Here is a 14,423-nt window from a genome sequence, read left to right as displayed (position 1 = left end):
CCTTAAGTTTAATAATTTTTAATCAAATCAACCGTTGAACGATCCAGTTTTTTCACCAAAGCTTGCAAGAAAGCTTGAGCTTCTAGGAAGTCATCCATAGCGTAGAGGGTTTGGTGAGAGTGGATATAACGAGCGCAGACACCGATAGTTGTAGATGGGACACCGCCATTTTTCAGATGAGCTGCGCCAGCGTCTGTTCCACCTTTACCACAGTAGTATTGGTACTTGATTCCAGCTTCTTCAGCCGTTGTCAAAAGGAAATCCTTCATACCTGGGAGAAGCAAGTGACCTGGATCGTAGAAACGAATCAAGGTTCCATCCCCAATCTTGCCTTGGCCACCATAAACATCACCAGCAGGTGAACAGTCAACTGCTAGGAAAACTTCTGGATCAAACTTAGTTGTGGAAGTATGAGCACCACGAAGACCAACTTCTTCTTGGACGTTAGAGCCAAGATAGAGTTCATTTCCGAGTTTTTGACCTGACAGAGCTTCCGCCAACTCGCTAACCATAAGAACACCGTAGCGGTTGTCCCAAGCTTTTGAGATGATATTTTTTTCATTAGCCGTTAAGATTGCAGAACTATCTGGTACGATGGTGTCGCCAGGACGGATGCCAAAGCTTTCTGCCTCAGCCTTATCCGCAAAACCGCCATCAAAGACGATATCTGCAATAGCTGGCAGAGTTGGGCCGCCCTTACCACGAGTTAAATGTGGAGGGACAGAACCCGAAATCACAGGAATTTCACGACCCTCACGAGTCAAGAGTTTAAAACGTTGGCTGCTGACTACCATAGGATTCCAACCACCGATTTCTACGACACGGAAGGTACCGTCTGGCTTGATCTCGCTGACCATAAAACCAACCTCATCCATATGAGAAGCGACCAATACGCGCGGTGCATCCGCAACTTCTGAATGTTTGATCCCGAAAATACCACCCAAGCCATCTGTCACCACTTCATCCACATGCGGTGTCAACTTTTCACGAAGATAGGCACGGACAGGTGCTTCATGACCTGAGATCGCAGCAAGTTCTGTTACTTCTTTGATTTTTGAAAATAATGTTGTCATTTCAGTTCCTTCTTTCTTTCACCCATTTTACCACTTTTTATAGGAGAAGGATAGCGGGAAGGTGGATTTCTAAATTAGTATCTTAGTCTTACTGTATCTTAGAAAAAGATTGTATTCTCTTGCTTGTGTGGTAAAATCTAAGAAATATTTCAAGATTAACCCAAGTTTTTATTTTCAAACAAAAAACAATTCAACACTATGTTTGTTCAATTTTTCATGAAAATTACAGAAAATAATTGACTTTCCTTTCCTCTTTCTTTAAAATAGTATAAAACTAGGAAAAGGAAAAAATCATGACCAAAACAATTCTTGTCACAGGTGGGGCTGGCTACATTGGCTCCCATACCGTTAAAGCTCTTTTAAATGCTGGCTATCAGGTACATGTTCTAGATAATCTCTCTACAGGAAATCGAGCGGCTGTAGATAGTCGTGCTAGCTTTAAACAACTGGATGTTTATGATGCTAGCGCCTTAAAGACTTACTTAGAAGAAAATCAGATTGATGCCGTTCTTCATTGTGCAGGTGAGATTGTTGTGAGCGAAAGTATTGAAAACCCAAGCAAATACTTCACTGCCAATGTTGCTGGTATGAACCAAGTTCTCAAAGTCTTATCTGAAGTTGGCATTCAAAAAATTATGTTCTCTTCAACTGCATCTCTCTATGGTAATAACTGTATTGACAAGCCAGCAACTGAAGATACCCTGCTCGACCCTGTCAACCCTTATGCAGAGACAAAACTGATGGGTGAACGAATGATTTACTGGATGGCCAATCGCTACGACTGGAAATATGTCATTTTCCGTTACTTTAATGTAGCTGGGGCTGAAATGGATGCTTCAAACGGCCTGCGTGTGAAAAATCCAACTCACATCATCCCTAACATCAACAAGACTGCATTGAGACAAAATGAGAGCCTAAAAATATTTGGAGATGACTACGATACACGTGACGGTTCATGTATTCGGGACTACATTCATGTCTTAGACCTTGCACAAGCCCACGTTAAAGGGATGAATTACCTCTTTCAAGAAGACAGTTCTTCTCAAATCTTTAACCTAGGAACTGAAAAAGGCTATACTGTCAAAGAAATCTTTAAAACTGCTGAAGAATTACTGGATCAAAAAATCCCACACGAGATTGTTGCTCGTCGTGCTGGTGACCCAGCCAGCGTCCTAGCAGATGCATCAAAAGCTAAACAATATCTTGATTGGCAGGCTAGCTACTCCCTCGAAGATATTATTTTATCAGATTATCGTTGGCGAGTTAAAGAAGGTAAAAATATTTTGGAATAAATAGCAGAAACATCAATAATAAATAAAAACACAGATAGATGGCACTTGATCAATACCAAGTATCATCTATCTGTGTTTTATACATTAGAATCCAATTTATACTCTTCAAAAATCTCTTCAAACCACGTCAACGTCGCCTTACCGTATAGATGTTACTGACTTCGTCAGTTCTATCTACAACCTCAAAATAGTATTTTGAGCTGACTTCGTCAGTTTCATCTACAACCTCAAAACACTGTTTTGAGCAGCCTGCGACTAGTTTCCTAGTTTGCTCTTTGATTTTCATTGAGTATTATTTTGAATTTCTCTTTAAAGAAAAGTGGTCTGGGACGGGGTCCTTACCTGTTTTCGACCAGGGATGGCAACGTAAAATCCGAGCCAAGCCCATCAAAACACCCTTGAAGCCATGTTTTTCAATAGCCTGAATCATGTAGTTAGAACAAGTTGGCTCAAAGCGACAAGAGGGGGGAAAGGCTGGCGAGATAAAACGTTGGTAAAAGCGCACAGGCGCTATTAAAATTCGTTTCATTATTTCTTGGTTACAGCCATGGTATGTAGTTGGCTGATTTCTTTTTTGTTAAGACGACGGGATTCTCCTGGACGGAGTCCTGTCAAGTCTAGATGTCCAAAACGGGTCCGTGACAACTTGTCCACTTGGAGACCGACAGCTTCAAACATCTTTTTAACCTGGTGGTTACGCCCTTCATGGATGGTCAACTGTACCACAGAGCGGTTTTTAACTGGGTCCACTTTGAGAATCTCATAGACAGCCGGCTTGGTTTTCTTACCATCAATCTCAAGTCCACGGGTCAAGGGGCGGAGATTATCCTTATTGGCCACACCTTTAACACGCGCGACATAAACCTTATCAATCTCATTACGAGGGTGAATCATCTCATCTGTAAAATCCCCATCATTGGTCAAAATCAAGACCCCTGATGTATCCCAGTCCAAACGTCCAACTGGATAAATACGCTCTTTGACATTTGGCAAGAGGTCGACAACCGTCTTGCGACCCTTGTCGTCTGTCACGCTGGAAATCACACCACGTGGTTTGTTAAGCAGATAATAAACCTTTTCTTCGTTGTAGATAGGTTGACCTTCAACTTCAACCTTGTCGCCTGACTTGATAGTGGTTGCAAGCTCACGTACCACCTGGCCGTTAACCGTCACCAAGCCTTGCTTAATCAGCTCTTCTGCTTTTCTCCTACTGGCCACACCTGCGTGGGCAATATATTTATTGATTCTCATCTTCTTCTATCCTTTCACCAAATAATTGGCTTTCTTGGGCTTGAATCTCAAGCTCATCAATCACTGGTAATTCTTCCAAATGATTTATCCCCATGTAGTCTAGGAAATAATCTGTTGTCACATAGAGGTTGGGGCGTCCCAACACTTCTTTTTTCCCGTCTTCTCGTATCAAGTCAAAGACCTGCAACTTTGCCAAGGCCCCACTCGAGTTGACCCCACGGATGGCATCAATCTCTATCCGTGTGATGGGCTGTTTGTAGGCAATGATGGACAAGGTCTCAAGAGCAGCCCGAGATAAACTCTGGTTGATAGGTGCCTTTGAATATTCCTTCAAAATCTCTGCAAATTGAGGCTTGGTCACCAATCTATAAGCGCCCCCTGTCTCAATCAGAGCCAAACTGGAATCTGGGTCCTTTTCATACTTCTGGGCTAATTTTTCTAAACTCTGTTGGATGCCTGTCGGTGGCAGAGAGAGGAGTTCAGCTAACTGGCGGACTCTAATCCCATCTTCACCCGCTACAAACAAGAGCGCTTCTATTTTTGCTAAAGTACTCATCTTTCCTCTCTATCAAGTCTAGCTTTGGGCCACTTGACTTTCTTCCTTCTTTTCCATGAGATAGATATCTCCGAAACTCTCCTCTTGCACGAGGATCAGCTCCTGGGTTTTGATTAACTCTAGGGTTGCCAAAAAGAGGGTAATGACCTCTTGGACATTCTGGGCTTCCTTGAACAAATCCTGCAAGCGCAATTGATCTCGTCCAGTCAAGGACTCTTTCACGATAACCATCATGTCCTCAATCTTATACTCATCCCGCAAGATTGTCGTGTGGTTCTGAGTAAACTCCTCTTTTTTCTTGGCTAGGATATTTGAAAAAGCCAAGAAGAGGTCAATGGTCGTCTTGTCATGCACGAGCTCCGCATCTTCGTAAATCAACTCTGTCGGCGCTTTGGAATAATACTGGGCCCGATCTTGGTGCTTGGCTTCCAAGTGATCACCCAAGAGCTTGAATTTGCGGTATTCTTCGATTTGAGAGAGAAGATCCTGCTCTAGGTCATCCTCCAAGTCTGTCACTTCTGCCACCTTTGGAAGAAGCTTGCGGCTCTTGATCAGCATAAGCTGACTGGCCATAACCATGTACTCGCCCGTCACTTCCAGACGCATGGCCTTCAGAGTTGAGACATAAGCTAGATACTGTTCAATGACTTCCGTAATGGGCACATCGTAGATATCCATCTGATACTTAGAAACCAGATGCAAGAGCAAGTCCAGGGGCCCTTCAAAATCTTTTAATTTAATATCCATTATCTATATTTTTCTAAGGTCAGGACTGTTTTTAATCCTAATTTTTTTGCAATTTCGTACAAATCGACCTTGTTTTCTATTTGTCTGAGAATGAACTGTTCCCGCAAGGCTTGGGCCGATAAGGCTGGAAAACCTTTCTCCTTGACAAAAGCTTCTAACTGACGAAAGGCCCACTGACGAGAATAGGCTTTCCCTCCCCTTTCAAAGAGATAGGTCTGGCCCATCAAGGGTTCCAACTCTGAAAGCAAGGTTGTAGGAATGGTGACAATCCTCTGTTGGGAAGCCTTCTTGATTCGCAACACCTGAAAGTCCAGATTGATATCCGCAACCTTTAGAGCTAAAATCTCACTCGGCAAGAGCCCCATTTCTAAAATAAGAAGAGCCAGTAAACGCCCCTCTGGATAATTACTTTCCTGCCAAAAAGAGTCTAGGTTTAACAGTTCTGGTTTTGAGGTCTTCTTTTCAGCTTGTTTAGCTAATTCCAATCGGTAAAAACTATCCACTTCTCCTTTTTGATAGAGAAAGTAGAGAAATTGGTTACAGGCCGAAATCTTTCGCTTCTGGGCGCTGATTTTTAGATTGGCTAGCTGAGCTTGGTAAATCTTGAGACTGGTCTCAGAAATCCGCTCGCCTACAATGTCTAAAAATTGTTCCAGATCATACTTATAGGACTGCTTGGAATTGGCAGATAAGCCCTGCTTTTCCTCTAAAAAGGCTGAAATCCTGTCTCTCATTTGCATCGAATCTCATATTCCTTACTAAAGTCATGCAAGAGGGCATTCACTGCCTTGAGGATAGACTTACGTGTGATAATTCCCTGGAAGATACCATTCTTATCTACTACAGGGAGGAAGGACTCATCCACTAGCTTGTGCAAGACCTCCGTAATGGTAAAATCAGGCGAGACGATCGCTACGTCCGTTCTCGTCATATGAACGATATCCGTATCTGCCATGATTTCTTGACTCAAGTCATGCTCCATCTGATAAGCCATAATATCTCTGAGCCCAATCGTCCCAACAAACTGTTTTTCATCTGTCACAACGGGAACACGGGTATAGGTCATCTGACTGAGCAAGAGGGTCGCATGATCCGCATTGTGAGTATCAATCAACACGGCCAGATTTCCAGCAGGAGTCAAAAAAGTTTCCTCCTGCCCCAACAAGAAAGTCTCAAACTCCTTGGCAATCATCGGCTAAACTCCTTGGACAAGCCTGGATACACCTCGTGGTCTCGTGTCAAAAAGTCCACTTTGAAATAACTGTCATCAATCTCCACACGAGCATAGAGACATTCTCTGATGGTCCCACGTGGTTGACTGATAGAACCTGGATTTAGAAAAAGAGTCTTTCCTTCCATCCAAGCATTTGGCACATGCAAGTGACCATAGAGACAGATATCGGCTTTTTCTTCCTGAGCCCAGTAGTCCAACTTTTGAAAGTTGAAATTGATGTCAAACAGGTGACCATGAGTTTGGATAATCTTGGTCGAACCAAGCTCGGTCACCAAACGTTCTGGGTAGCCGGCGTAGAAGTCCATATTCCCTTTAACAACACGGATGCCTTCCCAAAGGGGAGAATCAGGACGCAGTTCAGAATCGCCGTTATGAAAAACGGCGTCAATTTTGCCCACATAGCGATCACGGATTTCTTCCACAATCAAGCTATCGCCATGGGAATCGCTCATTACAATGATGGTTTGCTTTGCCATGATGGAAATACCTCCAAAAGTTTCTTAACGGCTAAGGCACGGTGAGATTGACTATTTTTTTCTTCAAGGGTTAATTCAGCTGAGGACTTGCCTGTCTCTCCTACAAGGAAGAGAGGGTCATAGCCGAAGCCATTTTCACCCTTAGGTTCAAAGTTAATGTAGCCTGGCCAGTCTGCTTCAACAACCAAGCTTTCCTTGTTTGGACTGGCTACGACTAGGGTTGTATGGAATTGAGCCGAGCGGTCCTTGAGTTCAAAGACCATGGCCAATTCGTGCAAGAGTTTAGCATTGTTTTCACGGTCAGTTGCTCCCACACCTGCAAAACGAGCTGACCAGACACCTGGCAAGCCACCTAGAACATCGACTTTGAGCCCAGAATCATCTGCCAGAACCATCTTGCCTGTTAACTGTGAAATGGTTTCTGCCTTGAGACGGGCATTTTCTTCAAAGGTCATGCCTGTTTCTGCTACTTCAGGCAGGTCAGGATAGTCATTGAGATTTTCCACATCGTAGCCTAACTTGTCAAAGATAGCACGAAATTCCTTGGTCTTGCCTTCGTTACGAGTCGCAATCAACAAGGTTTCTCTAACCTTGTTTGTCTCAAAGAAATCATGAACATTGACCCCTTCTTTAGGCAATTCTACATACAAGAGCTGCCCATTTTCAACCAAGAGCAGGGCTCCCTGACGTTGGATGACTTCTAGATTGCGACCTGCTTCTTGGTTTAGTATATCTACCACAAAAGACAATAAACGGTAGCGAGAACCATAGCGTAAAACAGTAACCAAAATAGGAAAACCTCGTTCCTCGTCTCGAAAGATTTTGGCCAATCCAACCAGAGGGAAATCCAAGTCTTCATCAGTCAACGTCCGGACGCCACCAAAAATACTATAGGACCCGACATACCAGTCCTGGTCATCCTTGTATTCATAAATTTTATTTGTCATAATTCTACATGCTCCACATGAATTTCTTTTTCCAGCCATTCTTCACCAATTTGTGCAAAACTTTGGCTGCTGGCTGTTGTGTAAAAACGGTGATTAAGTGGTCCAGCATCGCGACCACGATTGATTTCAAAATAATTGAGTAAAACCGAGATATCCCGTACGCACTCTGCCCCACTATCGATGAGCTGAACTTTTGGTCCCATGACATTTTGAATAATGGGTCTAAGAAGCGGATAATGGGTACAACCCAAAATCAGGCTATCCACCTTTCCAACCAAGGGACGTAGGGTTTCATAAACTACTTTCTTAGTGACACTGGTTGACAGAGCCCCAGACTCCACCAAGGGAGCAAACTTGGGACAGGCCAAACTCTCCACCTGTAAGTCCGGATCCAGATCATTGATTTTCTGTCGGTAGATGTCAGATTGTACCGTCATAGGCGTTCCAATGACTCCGATTTTCCCACCTTGGCTGGACTTGATGGCTGCCGAAGCTCCTGGCAAAATTACACCTAGGACAGGAATATCTAGTTGAGCCTTGATTTCTTCCCAGACGACCGCAGTCGCTGTATTACAAGCAATGACAATCATTTTGACATCCTTGGTCAAAAGAAAGTTGACCAACTGCCAAGTATATTCACGAATTTGCTCAGCAGGACGGGGCCCGTAAGGCGCGCGTGCCGAATCTCCAATATAGACGATTTCTTCATGGGGAAGTTGGCGCATGAGCTCGCGCACAACGGTCAAGCCCCCGACACCCGAATCCAAAAAACCAATTGGTCGATTATCCATACAGTCTTCTTTCTAGTCTTTTTTCTGATTGATAGTTCATTATGATTACTTGTCTTTATGAACTGAAGAACAACTTCATCAACAACTATCTCTCTTAATCATAATCAAATATCAATAGAATGCAAGGAAAAAGTCTCATCCCTAAAACCATAGCCAACATAGTGAGAAGTCTGGAACTTTCATCCCAGACTTTTCCTTATTTATTTTTTCTTTTTATTGTTAGCAAGGGCTGCCTTTTGTTGGCGGATGATTTGGTGGTAAACTTGTTGTACCTTAGCTTCGCTTGGTTTTTGACCATTTGCACTCAAAAGAGTACGAACTGCTTCAGCATTCAAACGTGGGTTGTCAGCGAATTCTTTTTCAATTTGCTTACGAACCAAGTACATTCCTCCAAGAGCTCCTCCTAGAAAAGCTAGCACAATCAATACAATTGCTAAAAGTAAATCCATCATTTTTCTCCTGTTTCTTTTTGAGTCTCTTTCATTATACCACAAACTAGCCACCCTGACTAGTTTGTTTTACGCTTTCAGAGATGAGTAGGCTGTAATTAAAGTTGGCTTATTGTTCTAGTCAAAACTAGAAAGAATATAAAAAATACACTCTCTTACCATTCGTTTCCTCCACTTTTTTAATACAAAACAATATCAAATATATATCCTTCTCTAATCCTCTTGACAACACTTCATTAGCTGGTAAAATTAGATTAACAAGACAATATAGAAACAAGAGTTTGCTTCATAAAAATGAAAGCGCTTTTAATTAATAAAGGAGGTTTCTATGGAAAAAATTTGGAGGGAGAAATCCTGTCGCTACAGTATTCGAAAGCTAACAGTCGGCACAGCCTCTGTTTTGCTTGGAGCGGTTTTTCTAGCTAGTCATACCGTCTCTGCTGATACTATTGAAGTACAGCAAAACGAGCCTGCATTAGAGAAGACCACAGTTAAGACAGACACTATAACGAAAGCAAGTGAATCAACTGAGCATACACAGCCAAACGTGCCAATTGATCATACAAAACCAGTTCTAGCTAATAATAGTTCTTCTGAAAGTAAACCCGCTAATGCTGATGTTACTTCTGCTACAACTAATCAAGCCAGTACTGAGGCTATTGTAAAACCTAATGAAAATAAGGAAACCGAAAAACAAGAACTACCTGTGACAGAACAAAGCAACTATCAGCTAAACTATGATCGACCAACAGCTCCTTCCTATGATGGCTGGGAAAAACAAGCACTCCCAGTTGGGAATGGTGAAATGGGTGCTAAGGTTTTTGGTCTCATCGGCGAGGAGAGAATCCAATACAACGAAAAAACTCTTTGGTCAGGTGGTCCGCGTCCCGACAGTACCGACTATAACGGAGGAAACTATCAGGAACGGTATAAAATTTTAGCAGAAATTCGTAAGGCTCTTGAAGACGGAGATCGCCAAAAAGCCAAACGATTAGCTGAACAAAATCTAGTTGGACCAAACAACGCCCAGTATGGACGTTATCTAGCCTTTGGTGATATCTTCATGGTCTTCAATAACCAGAAAAAGGGGCTGGATACAGTTACAGACTATCACCGTGGTTTGGATATCACAGAAGCCACTACTACAACTTCTTACACCCAAGATGGAACGACCTTTAAAAGAGAAACCTTCTCAAGTTACCCTGATGATGTTACTGTTACTCACTTGACCCAAAAAGGGGACAAAAAACTTGATTTTACAGTTTGGAATAGCTTAACAGAAGATTTACTTGCTAACGGAGACTACTCAGCGGAATATTCTAACTACAAGAGTGGCCATGTTACGACAGACCCAAATGGTATCCTACTAAAAGGTACAGTCAAAGATAATGGCCTCCAGTTCGCATCCTATCTAGGAATTAAAACGGACGGAAAAGTTACTGTCCATGAGGATAGTTTAACAATCACAGGAGCTAGCTACGCTACGCTTTTACTCAGTGCCAAGACTAACTTTGCTCAGAATCCAAAAACAAACTATCGCAAAGACATTGACCTCGAAAAAACAGTTAAAGGCATTGTAGAAGCAGCTAGGGGCAAAGACTACGAGACACTTAAAAAGAACCATATCAAAGACTATCAAAGCCTCTTTAACCGCGTCAAACTAAACCTAGGTGGAAGCAATGCTGCTCAAACGACAAAAGAGGCCCTTCAGACCTATAACCCTAGCAAAGGGCAAAAACTGGAAGAACTCTTCTTCCAATACGGACGTTATTTATTGATTAGTTCATCTCGTGATCGGACAGATGCCCTTCCTGCCAACCTACAAGGAGTCTGGAATGCCGTAGACAATCCACCTTGGAACGCTGACTACCACCTCAATGTCAACTTGCAAATGAACTATTGGCCAGCCTACATGAGCAATCTAGCTGAAACAGCCAAGCCAATGATCAATTACATTGACGATATGCGTTACTATGGCCGTATCGCTGCTAAGGAATACGCCGGTATCGAATCCAAAGATGGACAAGAAAATGGCTGGCTGGTTCATACCCAGGCGACACCATTTGGCTGGACTACCCCTGGTTGGAATTACTATTGGGGTTGGTCGCCAGCAGCTAATGCTTGGATGATGCAGAACGTTTATGACTACTATAAATTCACCAAGGATGAGACTTATCTCAAAGAAAAGATCTATCCAATGCTCAAGGAAACTGCTAAGTTCTGGAACTCCTTCTTGCACTATGACCAGGCCAGCGACCGTTGGGTATCTTCTCCATCCTATTCACCTGAACACGGTACAATTACCATTGGAAATACCTTTGACCAATCACTAGTCTGGCAGCTATTCCATGACTACATGGAAGTCGCCAACCATCTGAATGTCGACAAAGACTTAGTTACAGAGGTCAAGGCTAAATTTGACAAACTAAAACCACTTCACATCAACAAAGAGGGACGCATCAAGGAATGGTACGAAGAAGACAGTCCACAATTCACTAATGAAGGGATTGAAAACAACCACCGTCACGTTTCCCATCTAGTTGGTCTCTTCCCAGGTACGCTCTTTAGCAAGGACCAGGCTGAATACTTAGAAGCTGCGCGTGCAACTTTGAACCATCGCGGAGATGGCGGTACTGGTTGGTCTAAGGCCAATAAAATCAACCTCTGGGCTCGTCTCTTAGACGGTAACCGTGCCCATCGCTTGCTCGCTGAACAGCTCAAATATTCAACCCTAGAAAACCTTTGGGATACGCACGCACCTTTCCAAATCGATGGAAACTTTGGAGCAACCAGTGGAATTGCAGAAATGCTTCTTCAATCACACACTGGCTACATTGCACCATTGCCAGCCCTTCCAGATGCTTGGAAAGACGGTCAGGTTTCTGGTCTGGTTGCTCGCGGTAACTTTGAAGTCAGCATGAAGTGGAAAGATAAAAACCTGCAAAGCTTGTCCTTCCTTTCAAATGTCGGTGGAGACCTAGTTGTAGATTATCCAAATATCGAAGCCAGTCAGGTTAAGGTTAATGGTAAATCTGTCAAAGCAACTGTTCTTAAAGATGGCCGCATTCAACTGGCAACACAAAAAGGTGATGTCATTACCTTTGAACATTTCCCTGGTCGTGTAACCAGTCTGACAGCAGTTAGACAAAATGGCGTCACTGCCGAACTTACCTTCAACCAAGTAGAAGGCGCTACCCACTATGTTATCCAAAGACAAGTGAAAGACGAATCCGGCCAAACCTCTGCAAGCAGAGAATTTGTGACCAATCAAACCCATTTTATCGACCGTTCACTCGATCCTCAACTCGCCTACACTTATACTGTTAAGGCTATGCTGGGTAATGTTTCTACACAGGTATCCGAAAAGTCCAATGTCGAAACCTATAACCAATTGATGGATGACCGCGATAGCCGAATCCAATACGGTTCTGCATTTGGAAACTGGGCAGACTCAGAATTATTTGGAGGAACAGAGAAGTTTGCCGATCTTTCACTAGGTAACTATACAGATAAAGATGCGACAGCAACCATTCCTTTCAATGGTGTTGGCATTGAAATCTATGGTCTCAAATCATCTGAATTGGGAATCGCTGAAGTCAAGATCGATGGTAAATCAGTCGGTGAACTGGACTTCTATACTGCAGGTGCAACTGAAAAAGGTAGCCTTATCGGTCGCTTCACAGGATTGTCAGATGGTGCTCATGTGATGACTATCACTGTAAAACAAGAGCATAAACACCGTGGAAGTGAACGTTCCAAAATCTCCTTAGACTACTTTAAAGTTTTACCTGGACAAGGAACAACTATTGAAAAAATGGATGACCGTGACTCTCGCATTCAATACGGATCTCAATTCAAAGACTGGAGCGATACTGAATTATATAAGAGCACAGAAAAATATGCGGACATCAATAACGCCGACCCAAGTACCGCTTCAGAAGCTCAAGCAACCATTCCATTTACTGGAACAGGTATTCGAATTTACGGACTTAAAACATCCGCTCTCGGAAAAGCTCTCGTGACACTGGATGGAAAAGAAATGCCAAGTCTAGACTTCTACACTGCTGGCGCTACCCAAAAGGCAACCTTAATTGGAGAATTTACTAATCTGACCGATGGTAATCATATTTTGACATTGAAAGTTGATCCAAATTCACCAGCAGGTCGCAAGAAAATTTCTCTAGATTCATTTGATGTGATTAAGGCTCCAGCTGTAAGCTTGGATAGTCCAAGTATCGCACCACTTAAGGAAGGGGATAAAAACATCTCTTTAACTCTTCCAGCTGGAGATTGGGAAGCTATCGCTGTGACCTTCCCAGGCATCAAAGATCCACTCGTTTTACGCAGGATAGACGATAATCATCTAGTTACGACTGGAGATCAGACTGTCTTATCAATTCAAGATAATCAGGTACAAATCCCTATCCCTGACGAAACCAATCGAAAAATTGGAAATGCGATAGAAGCTTATTCTATCCAGGGAAATACAACAAGCAGTCCTGTAGTAGCTGTCTTTACCAAAAAGGATGAGAAGAAGCTTGAGAATCAGCAGCCAACTACAAGCAAGGGAGATGCCCCTGCTCCTATTGTAGAAATTCCTGAATACACTAAGCCTATCGGTACAGCTGGACAGGAACAACCGCCTGTAGTAAATATTCCGGAGTATACTAAACCTATAGGTACAGCCGGACAGGAACAACCGCCTGTAGTAAACATTCCTGAGTACACTAAACCTATCGGCACAGCGGGACAAGAACAGCCACCTACCGTTTCTATTCCTGAGTACACTGAGCCTATCGGAACTGCTGGGCAGGAACAACCGCCTACTGTTTCTATCCCTGAATACACTAAACCTATCGGAACGGCTGGACAGGAACAACCGCCTGTAGTAAATATTCCTGAGTACACTAAACCTATCGGCACAGCAGGACTAGAACAACCGCCTACTGTTTCTATCCCTGAGTACACTCAACCTGTCGGGACAGCGGGACAAGAACAACCGCCTACCGTTTCTGTTCCTGAATATAAACTTCGTGTCTTAAAGGATGAAAAGACTAAAGTTGAAATTATTGGAGGAGCGACTGACTTAGAGGGAATTTCTCACATTTCTAGCAGACGTGTATTAGCTCAAGAACTATTTGGTAAGACCTATGATGCTTACGATCTTCACCTTAAAAATTCAACAGATCATAGTTTACAACCAAAAGGAACTGTCTTGGTCCGCTTGCCTATTTCCTCTGCTGTCGAAAATGTCTACTACCTAACTCCATCAAAAGAGTTACAGGCACTCGATTTTACTATTCGCGAGGGAATGGCAGAATTTACGACTAGTCATTTCAGCACCTATGCAGTTGTTTATCAAGCTAATGGAGCATCAACTACTGCAGAGCAAAAACCAAGTGAAACAGATATCAAACCATTAGCCAACAGCTCTGAGCAAGTTTCATCTAGTCCAGACCTTGTCCAATCGGCAAATCATTCTCCTAAAGAACAACTTCCAGCTACTGGTGAAACATCCAATCCACTACTATTCTTGTCAGGATTGAGTCTAGTCCTAACAGCAACTTTTCTACTTAAGAGTAAAAAGGATGAATCCAACTAACTTTG

Annotated in this window: 13 protein-coding genes; 2 read left to right on the top strand and 11 right to left on the bottom strand. The window is 43.0% G+C overall.

Annotation, left to right across the window (positions count from 1 at the left end; genetic code table 11):
- Positions 1–8 precede the first annotated feature (8 nt).
- Positions 9–1,073, bottom strand: a complete 1,065-nt coding sequence (pepA, locus tag KB197_RS01995; protein ID WP_064275928.1) for a glutamyl aminopeptidase — start codon at positions 1,071–1,073, stop codon at positions 9–11.
- Between the two features lie 293 nt (positions 1,074–1,366).
- Here pepA and galE point away from each other — a divergent pair, with 293 nt between their 5' ends.
- Positions 1,367–2,365 (top strand): UDP-glucose 4-epimerase GalE, encoded by a 999-nt coding sequence (gene galE, locus KB197_RS01990; RefSeq protein ID WP_064275927.1) that lies wholly within the window; start codon positions 1,367–1,369, stop codon positions 2,363–2,365.
- 292 nt (positions 2,366–2,657) lie between these two features.
- Here galE and yidD read toward each other — a convergent pair whose 3' ends face one another.
- The 10 genes from yidD to KB197_RS01940 all read right to left on the bottom strand — a co-directional run bounded on the left by yidD (position 2,658) and on the right by KB197_RS01940 (position 8,816).
- Positions 2,658–2,894 carry a membrane protein insertion efficiency factor YidD gene (yidD, locus tag KB197_RS01985; protein ID WP_061759315.1) on the bottom strand — a complete coding sequence of 79 codons (237 nt, stop codon included), beginning with the start codon at positions 2,892–2,894 and terminating at the stop codon, positions 2,658–2,660.
- Entirely contained in the window at positions 2,894–3,616 is a 723-nt protein-coding gene (locus KB197_RS01980; protein WP_001222228.1) for a pseudouridine synthase, read from the bottom strand. The genes yidD and KB197_RS01980 overlap by 1 nt, the downstream gene beginning before the upstream one ends.
- A complete protein-coding gene (gene scpB / locus KB197_RS01975; RefSeq protein WP_064275926.1) occupies positions 3,603–4,172 on the bottom strand; it encodes an SMC-Scp complex subunit ScpB in 570 nt (189 codons plus the stop codon). The genes KB197_RS01980 and scpB overlap by 14 nt, the downstream gene beginning before the upstream one ends.
- An 18-nt stretch (positions 4,173–4,190) precedes the next feature.
- Positions 4,191–4,919: a segregation/condensation protein A gene (locus KB197_RS01970; RefSeq protein WP_064275925.1), complete on the bottom strand. Its 729-nt coding sequence runs from the start codon at positions 4,917–4,919 to the stop codon at positions 4,191–4,193.
- Positions 4,919–5,653, bottom strand: coding sequence for a site-specific tyrosine recombinase XerD (xerD, locus tag KB197_RS01965; RefSeq protein ID WP_290438328.1), 735 nt, complete (start codon positions 5,651–5,653; stop codon positions 4,919–4,921). Before xerD ends, KB197_RS01970 begins: the two co-directional genes overlap by 1 nt.
- Positions 5,650–6,111 (bottom strand): cyclic-di-AMP-binding protein CbpB, encoded by a 462-nt coding sequence (gene cbpB, locus KB197_RS01960; protein WP_064275923.1) that lies wholly within the window; start codon positions 6,109–6,111, stop codon positions 5,650–5,652. The genes xerD and cbpB overlap by 4 nt, the downstream gene beginning before the upstream one ends.
- Positions 6,108–6,629, bottom strand: a complete 522-nt coding sequence (locus KB197_RS01955) for a metallophosphoesterase (protein WP_212573713.1) — start codon at positions 6,627–6,629, stop codon at positions 6,108–6,110. The genes cbpB and KB197_RS01955 overlap by 4 nt, the downstream gene beginning before the upstream one ends.
- The gene (locus KB197_RS01950; RefSeq protein ID WP_212573714.1) at positions 6,605–7,576 is read right to left on the bottom strand and encodes a nucleoside-triphosphate diphosphatase; all 972 of its coding nucleotides are present in this window, start codon (positions 7,574–7,576) and stop codon (positions 6,605–6,607) included. Before KB197_RS01950 ends, KB197_RS01955 begins: the two co-directional genes overlap by 25 nt.
- Positions 7,573–8,367 carry a glutamate racemase gene (gene racE / locus KB197_RS01945; RefSeq protein ID WP_049543738.1) on the bottom strand — a complete coding sequence of 265 codons (795 nt, stop codon included), beginning with the start codon at positions 8,365–8,367 and terminating at the stop codon, positions 7,573–7,575. Before racE ends, KB197_RS01950 begins: the two co-directional genes overlap by 4 nt.
- Before the next feature lie 200 nt (positions 8,368–8,567).
- Positions 8,568–8,816, bottom strand: coding sequence for a YneF family protein (locus KB197_RS01940; RefSeq protein WP_000364990.1), 249 nt, complete (start codon positions 8,814–8,816; stop codon positions 8,568–8,570).
- Positions 8,817–9,144: 328 nt separating this feature from the next.
- On the opposite strand from KB197_RS01940, the gene KB197_RS01935 reads away from it, so the two are divergent.
- The gene (locus tag KB197_RS01935; protein ID WP_212573715.1) at positions 9,145–14,418 is read left to right on the top strand and encodes an SIALI-17 repeat-containing surface protein; all 5,274 of its coding nucleotides are present in this window, start codon (positions 9,145–9,147) and stop codon (positions 14,416–14,418) included.
- Positions 14,419–14,423 lie beyond the last annotated feature (5 nt).

It is taken from the genome of Streptococcus sp. 11-4097 (genome assembly GCF_018215285.2).
Classification (GTDB): domain Bacteria; phylum Bacillota; class Bacilli; order Lactobacillales; family Streptococcaceae; genus Streptococcus.
This window is presented reverse-complemented; position numbering and strand designations above follow the sequence as displayed.